Origin of the sequence: Achromobacter agilis, from assembly GCF_900496965.1 — a bacterium.
Taxonomy (GTDB): Bacteria; Pseudomonadota; Gammaproteobacteria; order Burkholderiales; family Burkholderiaceae_B; genus Achromobacter; species Achromobacter agilis.
The window spans coordinates 54,679-71,775 of the sequence record NZ_UFQB01000004.1; the positions used below are offsets into that span (position 1 = coordinate 54,679).

Genomic DNA, 17,097 nt, shown 5'->3' on the forward strand with positions numbered 1-17,097 from the left:
ATAGCAACCCATTCTATATCGCAAAGCGGCCGCCCGGCCCGGCGGGCCGCGCCGGGCGGTAAAATAATGCGTCCATAGCCCGCTTTCCGTCCCCCGCAGATGTTCAATCCCTCCCGCGACCAAGTCCGCGAATTCTTTATCGAAACCTGGCGCAAGCATCGCGCCGCCGAGGTGCTGACGCCGCTCGAGGCCATCGCGCTGGACTGGATCATCGAGCATCCGGAATACCACGGCGATCTGGAAAACCCCGAGGCCATGACCGCGGAATATTCGGTGGAAAAGGGGCGCACCAACCCCTTCCTGCACCTGTCCATGCACCTGGCCATCGCCGAGCAGCTGTCCATCGACCATCCGCCCGGCATCCGGAACGCCTACCAACAGCTGGTGGCGCGCACGGACGCGCATCAGGCGGCGCACGAGATCATGGAATGCCTGGGCCAGGTGGTCTGGGAAGCGCAGCGGCTGGGCACGCCGCTGGACAGCGATACCTACATCGACCTGATCCGTCAGCGCGTCGGACGCTGACCGCCTTGCGGTTCCGCCGGCAACGACAAAAAACCCTCGGCATGCCGAGGGTTTTTGTATTTCCGGGGGCGGGTGGCGCCTATTTGCGCACGCCCAGGTCGCTTGGCTGCGCCGAGAGCCATGCCGCCACGTTGGAGATGTCCTGGTCCGACAGCTGCGTGGCAAAGGCGCCCATGATGGGGTTCTTGCGCACGTTGGCGGTGGCCGCGCTGCCGGACGCACCGCGCTTGTAGGCCTTCAGGGCATGGATCAGGTAGTCCGCATGCTGCCCGGCCAGGATCGGATAGGCCGGATCCACCGCCGTCTTGGCGTCGGCGCCATGGCAGGAGGCGCAGTTGAATTTGTCGAAGACGGCCTTGCCGGCCGCCAGATCCTGGGCATGGGCGGCAGCGCCCGCCATGGCCAAGGTCGCGCCCGCGAGGGCAAGGATGGTGCGCTTCATCTGTTTGCCCCTTATTTGAGATTCGAGTAGTACGCGGCCAGGTCGGCGATGTCCTGATCGGACAGGCTGCCGGCAATGGCGTCCATCGTGGGATGGCTGCGCGCGCCTTTCTTGTACTCATTGAGGGCCGTTTCGATGTACTTGGCGTTCTGGCCGGCGATCATCGGAACGTGGTAAAGCTCGGGAAACGTTGCCTTGTAGCCTTCGATGCCGTGGCAACCGATGCACATGGAAACCTTGTCTCGGGCGTTCTGGACATTACCGACCGCTGCTGCGTCTGCAGCAACAGCCTGGCCGGCGATCGCACAGGATGCCATTGCGGCCAACACAGATAGCGTGTACTTCAGAGAGGTTCGCAACTTCATTGGAGTGGCTCTTCTTCGTATGGCTAAGGACTAGGGCCTGCTTGCAAGAAAAGGCCCTCGGCAAACACGTTGCGGGTCGAACCCAAAGCAAAACCGCCTGATTGTACGATAATTGCTCAGGATTAATACCTTACGATGGTATTGATCACCATCAAACCACAGAAGCCATCCGACCATGTCCGCAGCCCAGTCCGCCACTTCCGCCTCGCCTGACCGCTTCGACGGGACCGACAGCTATGTCGCCACCGATGACCTGAAACTCGCCGTCAACGCCGCGCTCATCCTGCAGCGCCCGCTCCTGATCAAGGGAGAACCCGGCACCGGGAAAACCATGCTGGCGGAAGAAGTGGCGCGCGCGCTGGGCCGGCCGCTGCTGCAATGGCACATCAAATCCACCACCAAGGCGCACCAGGGCCTGTACGAATACGACGCCGTGTCGCGCCTGCGCGACTCGCAGCTGGGCGACGAGAAAGTCCGCGACATCCGCAACTACATCGTGCAGGGCACGCTGTGGCAGGCCTTCCAGTCGCCGGAGCCGACCGTGCTGCTGATCGACGAGATCGACAAGGCCGACATCGAATTCCCGAACGATTTGCTGCGCGAACTCGACCGCATGGAATTCCATGTGTACGAAACGCGCGAGACCATCTCGGCACGCCACCGCCCGCTGGTCATCATCACGTCCAACAACGAAAAAGACCTGCCCGACGCCTTCCTGCGGCGCTGCTTCTTCCACTACATCCGCTTCCCCGACCGCGAAACGATGCGCGACATCGTGGCGGTGCACTATCCGGACCTGAAGCAGGACGTGCTGCGCGCGGCGCTCGACACCTTCTTCGCGCTGCGCGAAGCGCCCGGCCTGAAGAAAAAGCCTTCCACGTCCGAACTGCTGGACTGGCTGCGCCTCCTGCTGGCCGAGGACGCCACCGCCGCCGAGATCGACGCCCACACCGCCACGGCAGTGCCGCTGATGGCGGGCGCCCTGCTCAAGAACGAGCAGGACGTCCACCTGCTGGAACGCCTGGCGGCCATGACGCGCGGCGGCCAGCGCCGCTGATCGCACCCACGGGCGGTCCTCACATGCTGATCGATTTTTTCTACCATCTCAGGGCGCACAAGCTGCCCGTCTCGGTCAAGGAATACCTGACCCTGGTGGACGCCCTGCGCCAGGACCTGATGGCGCCCACGCTGGATGATTTCTACTTCCTGGCGCGCGCCACGCTCGTCAAGGACGAGGCGCTTTACGATCGCTACGACAAGGCTTTCGGCGCCTACTACCGGGGCATCGCGGCCGCCCTGCCCCCGGGCAAGGAAATCCCGCTGGACTGGCTCATCAAGCAGTTCGAGAAAAGCCTGAGCCCCGAGGAAAAAGCCGCCATCGAAAAGCACGGCTGGGACAAGCTGATGGAGCTTTTCAAAGAGCGCATGGAAGAGCAGAAGGAACGCCATGCCGGCGGCAGCAAGTGGATCGGCACCGGCGGCACCTCGCCCTTCGGCAATGGCGGCTACCATCCCGAAGGCATCCGCGTGGGCGGCGACTCCGCCGGCAACCGCAGCGCGGTCAAGGTCTGGGACATGCGCCAGTTCAAGGACTACGACGACCAGGTCGAACTGGGCACACGCAACTTCAAGGTCGCCCTGCGCCGCCTGCGGCGCTTCGCGCGCCAGGGCGCCGAGATGGAACTGGATCTGGACGACACCATCGCCAGCACCGCGCGCAATGCCGGCCACCTGGACCTGCGCATGGTCCCGGAGCGCCACAACACGGTCAAGGTGCTGATGCTGCTGGACGTGGGCGGCAGCATGGACGACCACATCGAACGCGTCGAAGAACTGTTCTCGGCGGCGCGCAGCGAGTTCCGCAACCTGGAGGTCTATTACTTCCACAACTGCCCGTACGAAAGCCTGTGGCAGAGCAACCGCCGCCGCCAGAACGAACGCTTCGACACCTGGGACGTGCTGCGCAAGTACAACCCCGATTGGCGCCTGATAATCGTCGGCGACGCCACCATGAGCCCCTACGAAATCCTGCAGCCGGGCGGCTCGGTCGAGCACTACAACAAAGAGCCCGGCGCGGAGTGGGTGCGGCGGCTGCTGGAAGCCTGGCCCAAATCGGTCTGGCTCAACCCGGAGCCCACCGCGTCCTGGCAATACCGCCAGTCCATCGCGCTGCTGCGCGACATCATGCAGGGCCGGATGTACCCGGTCACGGTCGCCGGCCTGGAACAGGCCATGCGCACCCTGTCGAAATAACGCGCCGGGGCTCGCGACCGCAGTGCACGCCGCTCCGGTCGCGGCTTCGCGTCAGCCGTCCGCCGGGCTGTCGGGCGTCTCCAGCGTCAGCTGGTAGAACGCCAGGTCCAGCCAGCGCCCGAACTTGAAGCCGGCCTCGCGGATCGTGCCCGCATGCGTGAAGCCCAGCTTCTGGTGCAGGCGGATGCTGCCCTGGTTGGCCGCGTCGATGCCGCCGATCAGCACGTGCACCTGATCGGCCCGCGCCCGCGCGATCAGTTCGCGCATCAGCGCTTCGCCCAGCCCCTGCCCGCGGAAACGCCCATCCACATAGACGGAATGCTCGACCGAATACTTGTAGGCGGGCCACGCGCGGAATGTGCCGTAGCTGGCGAACGCCATCAATTCGCCTGCTTCGTTTTCGTATCCCACCACCGGGAAACCGCCCTGCCGCTTCGCCTGGAACCAACCCGTCATCGCCTCGCGCGGCCGCGGCTTGTAGTCGTAAAGCGCGGTCGACGTGGCGATCGCGTCATTGAAAATGGCAAGGATCTGGTCCGCATGACGCTCGTGCGTGCAGTCGACCAGAATGGCGCCCCCGGGCGCACGGATTTCGGCCTGCGTAGTCATGGCAGAAATTGTAGCCGGGGGAAGAAGGAGGCGCTTTTGCCTTGGGGCGGCGGCTTAAGGCGAAAAAAAACCGGCGATATCCGCCGGTTCAGTGAGATGTTGCCGCTTCTGGCCGCTCTCACGCAGCGCGGCTCTCCACAGATCGGTCGGCGGAAGGAGCCTGGCGCAGGCAGGGGCACTGGCGCCAGGACAGCTCGTCGCCATCCATGTCGAGGTCAAAGAGATCATTCGCGGCGGGCCAGGGATGGCTGCGCGCTGCGACGCCCTCCATCTCCAGCACGTGGCCGGCGAATCCCCTGGGCGATCCGCCGCATTCCGCGAAATACCGTTGTGTGCTCAAGTCCACCACGTACGTGGTCATGTCGTGGGTCAGTATGGCCACGAATTGGCCGTCATCGCTGGCATAAGCGTACTGAAACTGCCCTTTGATCCCGTCGCCGCTCAGGGGGGAGCCGGTCAATTGGGACAGCGCACGCGTGACGATCTCGGTCAGCATGGGTCGTTCCTCCGAAAGATGCGCCGGCAGGATGCCGGCAGCGAAGGCGCGAACGACAATCACCCGCACCGCGCGCAAGGGGCGGCGCCGGGCGTTGGACGGGAAGCCTGTAGGCGGCTATCGCGCATCCCGTCGGCGGACTGCTACTACGTCTTGGACAGCTTACACCCGCAGGCCGCGAGACCTCAAATCGCCCCCGCCGGCAGCAGGGCTTCCTATGCGGCAGCGACCGGCGTTCCGTCTGCGTCACCGTTTTTCTGGCCACGCCAGCCCTGGCGGCCGATCCGGTAGAGCACGTGCTCGCGCAGCGGGCTGCCCACGGGCACGGCGGGGTGATCGAAGCGCGCCGGGTCGGCCTTCATCCCCAGGCGCTCCATGACCGCCCGGGAACGCTGGTTTCCCGTCACCGTGAAGGCCACGATCTCGTTCAGCCCCACTTGCTCGAACCCTACTTTCAGCGCGGCCCAGGCTGCCTCGCTGGCATACCCCTTGCCCCAGTGCGGCCGCGCCAGCCGCCAGCCGATCTCCACGCCTGGCGCGAACGGCAGCGTGGGCGGCAGAGGCTTGATGCCCACGAAGCCGATGAACGGTGCGACGCCCGGCGCCTCCACCGCCCAGAAGCCCCAGCCGTGCTCGTCGATGCCGGCGGCCAGCCGGTCGGCCAGCGCGTCGCTCTCGGACGCCGTCAGGGGCAGCAGATATTCGGTGACGCTGGGGTCCCCGTTCAGCGCCGCGAACGGCTGGCGGTCGGCCGCAAGCCATTGCCGCAGCACCAGGCGCGGCGTTTCAACCTCGATGGATAGGGACATATGCCGGATTTCCTTGCCTTGCGGCCAGGAGACGCGCCGGGCGGCCCCTGAACCATTGTCAACGTATACACTCCAACGGATTCTGCCATGCCAAAGGAATTGTCTGCCATGCGCCTGTCCCTATCGAAGCTGCCGCGCCCGCTGGGCGCGCTGCTGTTTACCTCCTTCCTGGCCTTCCAGGCCGGGGCCGCCAGCCTGCCGGCCGGCGTTTCGGAGGCCGCCTCGATCGAAGGCATTACCGAATACCGCCTGGCCAACGGCCTGAGGGTGCTGCTGGTTCCCGACGAATCCAAGCCCTCCACGACCGTCAACATGACCTACCTGGTGGGCTCGCGCAACGAGAACTACGGCCAGACCGGCATGGCCCACCTGCTGGAACACATGCTGTTCAAGGGCACCTCGACCACGCGCAACGCCATGGGCGAATTCTCCCGCCGGGGCCTGCAGGCCAACGGTTCGACCTCCAGCGACCGCACCAACTATTTCGCCAGCTTCGCCGCCAACCCCGACACCCTCAAGTGGTACCTGGGCTGGCAGGCCGACGCCATGGTCAATTCCCTGATCGCCAAGGAAGACCTGGATTCGGAAATGACCGTGGTCCGCAACGAAATGGAAAGCGGCGAAAACAGCCCCTTCCGCATCCTGATGCAGAAGATGCAGTCCGTGGCGTTCCAGTGGCACAGCTACGGCAAGAACACCATCGGCGCCCGCTCCGACGTTGAAAACGTCGACATCGCGCAACTGCGCGCCTTCTATCACGAGTACTACCAGCCCGACAACGCGGTGCTGATCGTGGCGGGCAAATTCGACCCGCAGACGACGCTCGCCGATATCGAGGAAACGCTGGGCAAGCTGCCCAAGCCCGACCGCCGCCTTCCACCCGAATACACCGTCGAACCTGCCCAGGACGGCGAGCGCTCGGTGACGCTGCGCCGCGCGGGCGGCACGCCGCTCGTGGCCGCGATGTACCACATCCCCGCCGCCGGCAGCCCCGACTTCGTGCCGCTGGACCTGGCCGCCACCATCCTGGCCGACACGCCCTCCGGCCGCCTCTACCACGCCCTGGTGCCGACCAAGCTGGCCTCCGGCGTGTTCGGCTTCACCATGGAGAATCTGGACCCCGGCCTGGCGATGTTCGCCGCGCAGCTCACGCCGGGCAAGAGCCTGGACACCGCCATGCAGGCGCTGACCAGCACGCTGGAATCCCTGGGCAAAAAACCGTTCACCCAGCAGGAGCTCGACCGCGCCCGCAGCAAATGGCTGACCGCATGGGAACAAACCTACAGCGATCCGGAGCAGGTCGGCGTCGCGCTGTCCGAGGCCATCGCCGCCGGCGACTGGCGCCTGTTCTTCCTGCAGCGCGACCGGGCCCGCAAGGCCACGCTGGCCGAAGTGCAGCACGCCGCGACGTCGTACCTGGTGCAGAGCAACCGCATCGAAGGCCGCTACATTCCCACCGAAAAGCCCGTGCGCGCCCCGCAGGCGCAGCGCGTGGACCTGACCGCCGTCTTCAAGGACTATAAGGGCGACCCGGACTTCAAGGCCGCGTCGGCCTTCGACCCCTCGCCCGAAAATATCGACAAGCTGACGCAGCGCAAGAAGCTGGACCTGCCCAACGGCCCGGTACAGCTGGCGCTGCTGCCCAAGGCCACGCGCGGCAACCGCGTGCAGGCGCAGATGCTGATCCAGTTCGGCAACGAAAAAGACCTGCGCGGGCAGCGCGTGAATTCCGGCGCGGTGGCCGACCTGCTCTCGCGCGGCACGGCCAAGCTGTCGCGCCAGGACATCCAGGACCGCCTGGACGCGCTGCAGGCCGAACTCGGCTTCAACGGCAGCGGCACCACGTTGAAGATCGCGATGTCGACCAAGGGCGAAAACCTGCCCGAACTCACCGCGCTGGCGCTGGATATCGTCCGCAACGCCAACTTCCCGGCGGAACAGCTCGAGGAATACCAGCGCCAGATGGAAACCTCGATCCAGAACGCCATGACCGAGCCCTCGGCCCTGGCCGGCCGCGCGATTGCCCGCCAGGACAATCCCTGGCCCGCCGATGACCTGCGCTACGTGCCCACCTTCGAAGAAGCGCTCGCCAGCGCGCGCGGCCTGACGCGCGACGCCTTGGTCAAGTTCCACTCCAGGTTCTACGGCGCGGGCAATATCGAGTACTCCGCCGTCGGCGACTTCGAACCCGCCGCGGTGGAAAAAGCGCTGAAGACCGGGCTGGCCGGCTGGAAGAAGGCGCCCGCCTACACCCGCGTGCCCAACCCGTACCGCGACATCCCCGCCAAGCAGTTCGACATCGACACGCCCGACAAGGCCAACGCCTTCTACATCTCCCGCATGCCGCTGAAGCTGCAGGATACGGACGAGGACTACGCGGCGCTGTACCTGGGCAACTACCTGTTCGGCGCATCGGAAACCTCGCGCCTGTGGAACCGCGTGCGTGAAACCGAGGGTCTGTCCTACAACGTGCGCAGCTCGCTGTCCGTGTCGTCGTTCGAGCCCACCGCCAACTGGACCATGTACGCCATCTACGCGCCGCAAAACCGCGAACGCCTCGAAAAGGCGATAGGCGAGGAACTGGCGCGCGTCCTGAAGGACGGTTTTTCCGACAAGGAAATCTCCGACGGCATCAACGCCTTGCTGAACTACCGCAATCTGGCCCGCGCCCAGGACGACGTGCTGGCCAGCACCTGGCTGGACTACCTGCAGCGAGGCCGCACGTTTGCCTGGTCCGCCGAGATGGACAAGAAGATCTCCGCGCTGACGCCCGATGCCGTCAACGCCACCCTGCGCAAATACCTGCGCCCGGACGGCTTCAGCACGGCGGTAGCCGGCGACTTCAAGAAAAAGACGGCCCCCTGACCGTCAGCCGCCGCGCCACGCAAGCCCCGCTCCGGCGGGGCTTTTTTCTTGGCGTTTCAACCGCCGTTTCCACTTCCCCGCGTGGGAGCCCCCTGTAACCATGCCATCCATGGGGTGAATAAAAGAAAAAAAGTTTATTACTCGTTTATATGGAAAGATGTTTTCAAGAAATACGGGTTTATCCCAGGTGGGATAGCGATCACAATTCAGTCATCGGGAACAAACAACGAACCACGACGGAGGGCCGCCGGATTCGGTCCCCACACAAGACGAATTGGAGGTCTACCATGAAAAGCCTAACCACCACCCTTCTGCTTTCCCTGGCCCTGGCGGGCGTCGGCGCCCAGGCTGCCGGCATCGAACAAGCCAAGAGCAGCGCCCAAGTGGCAACCGAACTGCAGGAAGCCAAGGCCAGCGGCCAATACACCTTCGGCGAACTGGACTATCCCCCCGCGCGGCCGCAAAAGGCCAGCCTGAGCTCGCAGGAAGTGCAATCCCAACTGCAACAGGCCAAGTTCAACGGCCAGTACACGTTTGGGGAACTGGAATACCCGCCCGTCTCGGCGGCACCGGCCAGCGCCAAGTCGCGCGCCGATGTCCAGGCCGAATTGGCGCAAGCCAAGGCCAGCGGCCAATACACGTTCGGCGAACTGGAATACCCGCCGATCACCCGGTGAGCTGCTTGCTGTGGCCCGGCCGGCCTCAGGCGGCATCATGGTTTGAGGCCGGTTTTTTCCGGCGACAGCGGCGGTCGATGTAGCACGAGCAGTTGAAGTTGCAGTCGATGTCGCAGTAGAAGTCGAAGTTGCAGTTGAAGTAGCAGTTGAAGTAGCAGTTGAAGTAGCAGTTGAAGTAGCAGTTGAAGTAGCAGTACGGCCGCGGCGCAAGCCGCGGCTTTTTCATGCGAAAAAAAAGCCGCGATGGTTGTCGCGGCTTTCTTATTCCGTCATGCAGCTCAGCTGAAGAATTCCTTCACCCGGTCCGTCCACGACTTGCTCTGCGGCGAGTGGCGGTCGCCGCCGTCGTTCAGCGACGCCTCGAACTGGCGCAGGATGTTCTTCTGGTCGTCGCTCAGGCGCACCGGCGTTTCCACCACGACGTGGCAATACAGGTCGCCCGGATAGCTGCCGCGCACCCCCCGGATGCCCTTGCCGCGCAGGCGGAAGGTCTTGCCGGACTGCGTGCCTTCGGGAATCGAGATCTCGGCCTTGCCGCCCAGCGTCGGCACCTGGAGCTCGCCGCCCAGGGCCGCGGTGGTGAACGGGATGGTCAATTCACAGTGCAGGTCGTCGCCGTCGCGCTGGAAGATCTTGTGCTGCTTGATGTGGATTTCCACGTACAAGTCGCCCGGAGGCCCGCCGTTGATGCCGGGTTCGCCGTTGCCGCTGGAGCGGATGCGCATGCCGTCGTCGATGCCGGCCGGAATCTTGACCTGCAGGGTCTTGTTACGGCGGATACGGCCCACGCCGTCGCAAGCCGCGCACGGATCGGTAATTTCCTTGCCGTTGCCATGGCAGGTCGGGCACGTCTGCTGCACGCTGAAGAAACCCTGCTGCATGCGCACGGCGCCGGATCCGCCGCAGGTGCGGCAGGTCTTGGGCGAGGTGCCGGGCTTGGCGCCCGAACCGTGGCAGGTGTCGCAGTTTTCCCAGCTCGGCACGCGGATCTCGGTGTCGAAACCGGCCGCGGCCTGCTCCAGCGTGATCTCCAGCGCGTACTTCAGATCGGCGCCGCGGTAGACCTGCGGGCCGCCGCCACGGCGGCCACCGCCGCCGCCGAAGATTTCGCCGAAGATGTCGCCGAAGGCATCGGCGAAACCGCCGCCCATGCCGCCGCCCATGCCGGCGGCGTTGGGATCCACGCCCGCATGGCCGTAGCGGTCATACGCGGCGCGCTTCTGCTCATCGCCCAGGACCTCGTAGGCTTCCTTGGCTTCCTTGAACTTCTCTTCGGCTTCTTTGCTGTCCGGATTGCGGTCCGGATGGTATTTCATGGCCAGCTTTCGATAGGCCTTTTTGAGTTCGTCGTCCGAAGCGTTTTTCGCCACGCCGAGGACGTCGTAATAGTCGCGTTTTGCCATGATCCGTGGGCTCGAAAACGAGCCTTCTTTTCAGTGCTACAGAATGAGTACGCCCGGTAGGCGGATTTCTCCGGCTACCGGGCGGCAGAGGCTGGTCAGCGCCCGGCCATTATTGGTCGCGCTTGACTTCCTTGAAGTCGGCGTCGACGACGTTGTCGTCCACCGGCTTCGCGTTGTCGGCCGCCTGCTGCTGGCTGGCGGCTTGCTGCGCCTGCATGTCGGCGTACATCTTCTCGCCCAGCTTTTGCGACGCGGTGGACAGCGCTTCCGTCTTGGCGTCAATGGCGGCCTTGTCGCCGTCCTTCAGCGTGTCTTCCAGCTCCTTGATGGCGGCTTCGATGCTTTCCTTTTCGGAGGCTTCGAGCTTGTCGCCATATTCGGTCAGCGACTTGCGGGTGGCGTGCACCAGCGCGTCGGCCTGGTTGCGGGCCTGGGCCAGTTCGGCAACGCGGTGATCTTCCTCGGCGTTGGCCTCGGCATCCTTGACCATGCGCTGGATCTCGTCTTCCGACAGACCCGAGTTGGCCTTGATGGTGATCTTGTTTTCCTTGCCGGTGCCCTTGTCCTTGGCGGACACGTGCAGAATGCCGTTGGCGTCGATGTCGAACGTGACTTCGATCTGCGGCATGCCGCGGGGCGACGGGGGAATCCCTTCGAGGTTGAACTCGCCCAGGGCCTTGTTGCCCGCGGCGATTTCGCGCTCGCCCTGGAACACCTTGATCGTCACGGCCGGCTGGTTGTCGTCAGCGGTCGAGAAGGTCTGCGAGAACCGGGTCGGGATCGTCGTGTTCTTCTGGATCATCTTCGTCATCACGCCGCCCAGGGTTTCGATACCCAGCGACAGAGGCGTCACGTCCAGCAGCAGCACGTCCTTGCGGTCGCCCGACAGCACGGAGCCCTGGATGGCGGCGCCAGCGGCGACGGCTTCATCGGGGTTCACGTCCTTGCGCGGATCCTTGCCGAAGAATTCCTTCACCTTTTCCTGGACCTTGGGCATGCGGGTCATGCCGCCGACCAGGATCACGTCGTCGATGTCGGAAACCTTCACGCCGGCGTCTTTGATGGCCACGCGGCAGGGTTCGATCGTGCGTTCGATCAGCTCTTCGACCAGCGCTTCCAGCTTGGCGCGCGTGATCTTCAGGTTCAGGTGCTTCGGACCCGAAGCGTCCGCCGTGATGTACGGCAGGTTGATTTCGGTCTGCTGGGCCGAGGACAGCTCGATCTTGGCCTTTTCGGCGGCTTCCTTCAGGCGCTGCAGGGCCAGCACGTCCTTGGACAGATCGACGCCCTGTTCCTTCTTGAACTCACCGATGATGTAGTCGATGATGCGCTGGTCGAAGTCTTCGCCGCCCAGGAAGGTATCGCCGTTGGTCGACAGCACTTCGAACTGCTTCTCGCCATCGACGTCGGCGATTTCGATGATGGACACGTCGAACGTGCCGCCGCCCAGGTCATAGACGGCGATCTTGCGGTCGCCCTTTTCGGTCTTGTCCAGGCCGAACGCCAGCGCGGCAGCGGTGGGTTCGTTGATGATGCGCTTGACTTCCAGGCCCGCGATGCGGCCGGCATCCTTGGTGGCCTGGCGCTGGCTGTCGTTGAAGTAGGCGGGCACGGTGATGACGGCCTCGGTCACTTCTTCGCCCAGGTAGTCCTCGGCGGTCTTCTTCATCTTGCGCAGCACGTCGGCCGACACTTGGGGAGGCGCCATCTTCTTGCCGCGCACTTCCACCCAGGCGTCGCCGTTGTCGGCGCGGACGATGGCGTAGGGCATCAGGTTGATGTCCTTCTGCACCGCCTTTTCTTCGAACTTGCGGCCGATCAAGCGCTTCACCGCGTACAGGGTGTTCCGGGGGTTGGTCACCGCCTGGCGCTTGGCCGGGGCGCCGACCAGCGTTTCGCCATCGTCCATGTAGGCAACGATGGAGGGGGTCGTGCGAGCGCCTTCCGCGTTTTCAATGATTTTGACCTGCCCGCCGTCCATGACAGCCACGCAGCTGTTGGTCGTGCCCAGGTCAATGCCAATAATCTTGCTCATGGTGGGTTACCTTGATTGAATCTGTGAAAATAGGGAGAAACTTCTTGTCCCCACGTAACTGGGGCTGCCCGCAGGGTTTTTCAAGACGCCTGGCTCGAATTTTCCGATGCCGCGTCCTGCAGGCGCCGGATCGCCGCCGTGAACTGGGGCAGCCCGGGCCAGCCGGTAATGCGCCCTAGCCGCTTTCCGGCCCGGTACAGCACAAAAGTGGGGACACCATGCAGGGAAAAGCGCCGGCCCAGGGGCTCGTCGGCGTAGACGTCGGCCTCGAACCATGTCAGGCCCAGCCCCAGCAACGTTTCCCGGTGCAGCAGCGCGGCCTGCTTGAAAAGATTGCAGTTATAGCAGTCCTGGCCCCACAGGAACACGCAGCGCAGATCCGCCCCCGGCGCCTCGGCCACCGCTGCGTCGAACCCGGCGGTATCGACGTGGCGCATGCCGAACACCTGGAATACCTGGGCCGGGTCGAAGCGGGGGCCGTTCATGGCGCGCGGGGGGCTCAGCCTTGTCCGGCGGACACCACCACCAGCGCCGGACGCAGGGTCCGGTCGGCGATGGAATAACCCTTTTGCAGCAGCTGCACCACGGTATTGGCGGGCTGCTCGTTGGGAATGGAGGAAATGGCCTGGTGCAGGTGCGGGTCGAATTTGTCGCCTTGCGCCGGCGCGATTTCCTTGAGCAGATTGCGTTCGAAGGCGGCCGTCAGCTGCTTGAGCGTCACTTCCACGCCTTCGCGCAGCGCGTCGACGGTCTGTTCGGGCTGGGCCAGGGCGGCTTCCAGGCTGTCTTTCACCGGAACCAGGCTCTCGGCGAACGACTCGATGCCGAACTTGCGTGCCTTGGACACGTCTTCCTGGGAGCGGCGGCGCACGTTCTCGGCTTCGGCCTGCGTGCGCAGCAGCTGGTCGCGCTGCTCATTGACGGTAGCCTGGGCGGCGTCCAGCTGGGCGCGCAACGCGTTCAGTTCGGCCTGCGCGGCGTCCTGGTCGGCGGGGGCCGCGTCGGCGTTCTGGCCGATTTCGGGCGCCTGGTCCGCAGGCTCGTGGGGTGCCGTCATGGGGAATCCTCCAAAAAGAATGGCTTTCGCAGACATGAATGGGGGCCAATACCCCTATTTCAAGCCCGGGAAAGCGAAATATTCCCTGACGGCGCCCGGGGGACCCGCCCGCCGGCCTCCCGCCTATTTCCGCGAGGGTTGCGACGGCGCGGCCGGATCGCTGGCCGGGAAGCTCTCTTTCAGCGCGTGGTCCACGCGCTTTTCGCCGTCGTCGGGTTCCGGGTGGACAGCGATGGGATCGCTGGCGGGAAAGGTCTCGGCAAGCGCCTCGTCGAGCTCGTGCTCGACCTGATCCTCGTCCACCGGAGTGCCAACCGTCCCTTTTTTCACTACCTTGCCAGTCTTGGGATCATGGTGCATGCGCCTTCTCCTTCAAGTCCGTGATTGCGTGGGCCACCCCTGCAAGTGCCGTTCCACCAGGCTGGCCAGCCCTGCGATCCAGGCAGGATCGTCGTTGATCGCGGGAATGTAGCGGAACTGCTTTCCGCCCGCCTCGATGAAGGCGTCGCGGCATTCCAGGCTGATCTCTTCCAGGGTTTCCAGACAGTCTGCCACAAAACCCGGGCACACCACATCGACCTCCGTCGTGCCGGCCGCCGCCAGCGCCTTCAGGGTCGGTTCCGTATAGGGTTCGAGCCAGCGGGCGGAACCGAAGCGGCTCTGGAACGTCACCTCGATCTGCTCCCGCGGCAGCGACAGCCGCTCGGACAGCAGGCGCGCGGTATCCATGCAATCGCGGTAGTAAGGATCCCCCAGTTCGATCGAATAGCGCGGCAGGCCGTGGAAGCTCATGACCAGTTTCTGAGGCTTGCCGTGCTCCTGCCAATAGCGCTCGATGCGGCCCGCCAAGGCGTCCAGGTAGCCCGGCTCTTCATGGAAGCGCTTGATGAAGCGCAGCGCCGGCTGGTCGCGCAGGCGGCCCGCGTGGCGGGTCACGGCGTCCACCACCGTGGCAGTCGTGGACGCCGCATATTGCGGATAGAGCGGAACGGTCAGAATGTGTTCGCAGCCTTGCTCGCGCAGCCGCGAGATGGCCTCGGGGATGGACGGATTGCCGTAGCGCATGCCCAGCTCCACCACGGCCTCGATCCCCGCCGCCGCCAGGGCGGCGCGCACGCCGTCGGCCTGCCGCTTGCTGTAGACCATCAGCGGCGAGCCCTCCTGCATCCAGACGCCTGTGTAGCGCGGCTCGAGTTTCTTGGGCCGCATCGTCAGGACCAGCCCGTGCAGGATCGGCTTCCACAGATAGCGCGGGATTTCGATCACCCGGGGATCGGACAGGAATTCGCCCAGGTACTTGCGTATGTCCTTCTTGCCCGGCGTATCCGGCGTGCCCAGGTTCGCCAGCAGCACGCCGACCTTGCCGGGTCCGCGCGGCGGCGGGTCTTCGTCGAAGGGGTCGTCCTGCTCGGGCTCGGGCAGGTACCGTTCAGGCCACAAGTACTTGAACAGGCGAAGAAACACAAAAACTCCCCTTCCTCCGCAAGGAGGATGTCGCTTTGAATGGGCCTACTGGTTGTGGCTGAGGGCGTTGGACAACAGGCGCGCCGTGATGTCCACGATGGGGATGACCCGTTCGTACGCCATGCGCGTCGGACCGATCACGCCAAGCGTGCCCACCACCTTGCCGTCCACCCCGTAGGGCGCGGTGATGACGGAAACTTCCTCCATCGGCACCAGCTGCGAATCGCCGCCAATGTAGATCTGCACGCCCTGGGCGCGGCTGGAGACGTCCAGGAGCTGCAGCAGATCGGTCTTTTTCTCGAACAGCGAAAACATCTTGCGCAGACGATCCATGTCGGACGCAATGTCGGTCACGTCCAGCAGCTTGCGTTCGCCGGAAATCACCATGGCGTCGCCGTCCTCTGCCGCTTCCGCGCTGGCCTCGACGGCCGCCTGCATCAGGCGTGAAATGTCTTCCCGCAGCTGGGCCAGCTCGGTGGACAAGGTCTGCCGCACGACGTTGAAGGACTTGCCGGCGAAATGCATATTGAAGAAATTGCCGGCTTCCAGCAATTCCGTCTCGGCGTAATCGCGCTGGACGAAGAGAATACGGTTCTGGACGTCGCCGTCGGGCGTGACGATGATCAGCAGCACGCGCTTGTCGGACAGGCGGATGAATTCGATCTGGCGGAACACCTGCGCGCGCTTGGGCGTCAGCACCACCCCGGCGAACTGGGTCAGGTTGGATAGCAGCGCCGCCGCGGCGTTGACGGCCCGGGTGGGTTCCGCCGCCGCCAGCATCTCGCCCATGTTGTGGGGTTCCAGCTGATAGGACTGCACCGCCAGCAGGGAATCGACGAACATGCGGTAGCCCCGCGGCGTAGGAATACGGCCGGCGGAGGTATGCGGACTGTGGATCAGGCCCAGTTCTTCCAGGTCCGCCATGACATTGCGGATCGTGGCAGGGGACAAATCGAAGACTTTCGATAGCGTCCGCGAGCCGACTGGCTGCCCATCGGCGATATAGCGTTCGATCAACGCTTTCAGTAGTGCGCGTGCACGGTCATCCATAACAGGTATTTTAGGGAAACTTTTCCGATTGAGGCGATTTTTGTCCTGCAAGCCGATATGCGGCCCCATATAATCGGCTAAACAGCCCATTCCGGGCGGGTTTCGGCCTGACGGCCCGCCCTTTTTGGATTCGCACGCAGCCATGCACTTTCCTACCGTCGCCCTGATCGGCAGATACCAGGACACCGGCCTGGACACACCGCTGAGAGCCCTTGCCCACGCGCTGGCGCAGGCAGGCCGGCACGTGCTCATCGATGCGGACACGGCGCGCAATACCGGGCTGACCGAATACCCTGTCGCCACCCTCGAGGAAATCGGCGAGAACGCATCGCTGGCCGTGGTGATGGGCGGCGACGGCACCGTGCTCGGCGCGGGGCGCCACCTGGCGCCCTACGGCGTGCCGTTGATCGGCATCAACCACGGGCGCCTGGGCTTCATCACCGATATCGCGCTGCAGGATGCGCATGGCGCGCTGGCGCGCGTGCTCGAGGGCAGCTTCCAGATCGAAGAACGCACGCTGCTCGAAGGCAGCGTGTGGCGCGGCGACCAGAAAATGTATTCCGCCACCGCCCTGAACGACGTGGTCCTGAACCGCGCGGGGCGCGGCGGCATGATCGAAGTGCGCGTCGAACTGGACGGCGCCTTCATGTACACGCAGCGCGCCGACGGCCTCATTATCGCCACCCCCACCGGCTCCACCGCCTATGCGCTGTCGGCCAACGGCCCCATCCTGCACCCCGGCATGAACGCCATGGTGCTCGTGCCCGTGGCGCCGCAGACGCTCTCCAACCGCCCCATCGTGATCCCCGACACGGGCGTGCTCAACATGACCCTCACGGCCATGGGCCGCGTGGAAGTGGGCGCCAGCGTGCATTTCGACATGCAGACCTGGTCCGACCTGCAACCCGGAGACCGCATCGTCGTGCAGCGCGCCCCCTATGCCATCCGCTTCGTGCACCCTGAAGGCTACAGCTTCTTCTCCACCCTGCGCCGCAAGCTGCACTGGAATCTGATGCCCCAGGCCACCGACAACGTAGAGTAGTAAGC

19 protein-coding genes are annotated in these 17,097 nt (G+C 64.6%); 6 read left to right on the forward strand and 13 right to left on the reverse strand.

The window, feature by feature from the left end:
• Positions 1 to 99 precede the first annotated feature (99 nt).
• Positions 100 to 525 (forward strand): DUF1841 family protein, encoded by a 426-nt coding sequence (locus AGI3411_RS06070; RefSeq protein WP_129526500.1) that lies wholly within the window; start codon positions 100 to 102, stop codon positions 523 to 525.
• A 79-nt stretch (positions 526 to 604) separates the two neighbouring features.
• On the opposite strand, the gene AGI3411_RS06075 is transcribed toward AGI3411_RS06070, so the two are convergent.
• On the reverse strand, positions 605 to 967 hold the full coding sequence (locus AGI3411_RS06075) for a c-type cytochrome (RefSeq protein ID WP_129526501.1): 363 nt from the start codon (positions 965 to 967) through the stop codon (positions 605 to 607).
• 11 nt (positions 968 to 978) lie between these two features.
• Positions 979 to 1,332, reverse strand: a complete 354-nt coding sequence (locus AGI3411_RS06080; RefSeq protein ID WP_129526502.1) for a c-type cytochrome — start codon at positions 1,330 to 1,332, stop codon at positions 979 to 981.
• A 175-nt stretch (positions 1,333 to 1,507) separates the two neighbouring features.
• On the opposite strand from AGI3411_RS06080, the gene AGI3411_RS06085 reads away from it, so the two are divergent.
• Both AGI3411_RS06085 and AGI3411_RS06090 read left to right on the forward strand, forming a co-directional pair.
• Complete coding sequence (locus AGI3411_RS06085) at positions 1,508 to 2,389, forward strand: AAA family ATPase (RefSeq protein WP_129526503.1); 882 nt, start codon at positions 1,508 to 1,510, stop codon at positions 2,387 to 2,389.
• Positions 2,390 to 2,412: 23 nt separating this feature from the next.
• The gene (locus AGI3411_RS06090) at positions 2,413 to 3,585 is read left to right on the forward strand and encodes a vWA domain-containing protein (RefSeq protein WP_129526504.1); all 1,173 of its coding nucleotides are present in this window, start codon (positions 2,413 to 2,415) and stop codon (positions 3,583 to 3,585) included.
• A 51-nt stretch (positions 3,586 to 3,636) separates the two neighbouring features.
• Here AGI3411_RS06090 and AGI3411_RS06095 read toward each other — a convergent pair whose 3' ends face one another.
• From AGI3411_RS06095 to AGI3411_RS06105, 3 genes are all read right to left on the reverse strand, one after another.
• Positions 3,637 to 4,194, reverse strand: coding sequence for a GNAT family N-acetyltransferase (locus AGI3411_RS06095; protein ID WP_129526505.1), 558 nt, complete (start codon positions 4,192 to 4,194; stop codon positions 3,637 to 3,639).
• A gap of 118 nt (positions 4,195 to 4,312) precedes the next feature.
• Entirely contained in the window at positions 4,313 to 4,690 is a 378-nt protein-coding gene (locus tag AGI3411_RS06100) for a hypothetical protein (RefSeq protein WP_129526506.1), read from the reverse strand.
• Between the two features lie 215 nt (positions 4,691 to 4,905).
• Entirely contained in the window at positions 4,906 to 5,499 is a 594-nt protein-coding gene (locus AGI3411_RS06105) for a GNAT family N-acetyltransferase (RefSeq protein WP_129526507.1), read from the reverse strand.
• 108 nt (positions 5,500 to 5,607) lie between these two features.
• Here AGI3411_RS06105 and AGI3411_RS06110 point away from each other — a divergent pair, with 108 nt between their 5' ends.
• Together AGI3411_RS06110 and AGI3411_RS06115 are read left to right on the forward strand one after the other, a co-directional pair.
• The gene (locus AGI3411_RS06110; RefSeq protein ID WP_129526508.1) at positions 5,608 to 8,364 is read left to right on the forward strand and encodes a M16 family metallopeptidase; all 2,757 of its coding nucleotides are present in this window, start codon (positions 5,608 to 5,610) and stop codon (positions 8,362 to 8,364) included.
• A 287-nt stretch (positions 8,365 to 8,651) separates the two neighbouring features.
• Entirely contained in the window at positions 8,652 to 9,041 is a 390-nt protein-coding gene (locus AGI3411_RS06115; RefSeq protein ID WP_129526509.1) for a DUF4148 domain-containing protein, read from the forward strand.
• Between the two features lie 25 nt (positions 9,042 to 9,066).
• On the opposite strand, the gene AGI3411_RS06120 is transcribed toward AGI3411_RS06115, so the two are convergent.
• From AGI3411_RS06120 to hrcA, 8 genes are all read right to left on the reverse strand, one after another.
• Positions 9,067 to 9,267 carry a hypothetical protein gene (locus AGI3411_RS06120; RefSeq protein ID WP_129526510.1) on the reverse strand — a complete coding sequence of 67 codons (201 nt, stop codon included), beginning with the start codon at positions 9,265 to 9,267 and terminating at the stop codon, positions 9,067 to 9,069.
• Between the two features lie 52 nt (positions 9,268 to 9,319).
• Positions 9,320 to 10,444, reverse strand: coding sequence for a molecular chaperone DnaJ (dnaJ, locus tag AGI3411_RS06125; protein WP_129526511.1), 1,125 nt, complete (start codon positions 10,442 to 10,444; stop codon positions 9,320 to 9,322).
• A gap of 109 nt (positions 10,445 to 10,553) precedes the next feature.
• The gene (dnaK, locus tag AGI3411_RS06130) at positions 10,554 to 12,479 is read right to left on the reverse strand and encodes a molecular chaperone DnaK (RefSeq protein ID WP_129526512.1); all 1,926 of its coding nucleotides are present in this window, start codon (positions 12,477 to 12,479) and stop codon (positions 10,554 to 10,556) included.
• A gap of 80 nt (positions 12,480 to 12,559) precedes the next feature.
• The gene (locus AGI3411_RS06135) at positions 12,560 to 12,964 is read right to left on the reverse strand and encodes a thioredoxin family protein (protein WP_129526513.1); all 405 of its coding nucleotides are present in this window, start codon (positions 12,962 to 12,964) and stop codon (positions 12,560 to 12,562) included.
• 14 nt (positions 12,965 to 12,978) lie between these two features.
• Positions 12,979 to 13,536: a nucleotide exchange factor GrpE gene (grpE, locus tag AGI3411_RS06140; protein WP_129526514.1), complete on the reverse strand. Its 558-nt coding sequence runs from the start codon at positions 13,534 to 13,536 to the stop codon at positions 12,979 to 12,981.
• 123 nt (positions 13,537 to 13,659) lie between these two features.
• Positions 13,660 to 13,896, reverse strand: coding sequence for a hypothetical protein (locus AGI3411_RS06145; protein ID WP_129526515.1), 237 nt, complete (start codon positions 13,894 to 13,896; stop codon positions 13,660 to 13,662).
• Positions 13,897 to 13,908: 12 nt separating this feature from the next.
• Positions 13,909 to 15,000, reverse strand: a complete 1,092-nt coding sequence (gene hemH / locus AGI3411_RS06150; RefSeq protein WP_129526516.1) for a ferrochelatase — start codon at positions 14,998 to 15,000, stop codon at positions 13,909 to 13,911.
• 45 nt (positions 15,001 to 15,045) lie between these two features.
• Positions 15,046 to 16,050 carry a heat-inducible transcriptional repressor HrcA gene (gene hrcA, locus AGI3411_RS06155; protein WP_129526517.1) on the reverse strand — a complete coding sequence of 335 codons (1,005 nt, stop codon included), beginning with the start codon at positions 16,048 to 16,050 and terminating at the stop codon, positions 15,046 to 15,048.
• Positions 16,051 to 16,192: 142 nt separating this feature from the next.
• Here hrcA and AGI3411_RS06160 point away from each other — a divergent pair, with 142 nt between their 5' ends.
• Entirely contained in the window at positions 16,193 to 17,092 is a 900-nt protein-coding gene (locus AGI3411_RS06160; RefSeq protein ID WP_129526518.1) for an NAD kinase, read from the forward strand.
• Positions 17,093 to 17,097: the final 5 nt, after the last annotated feature.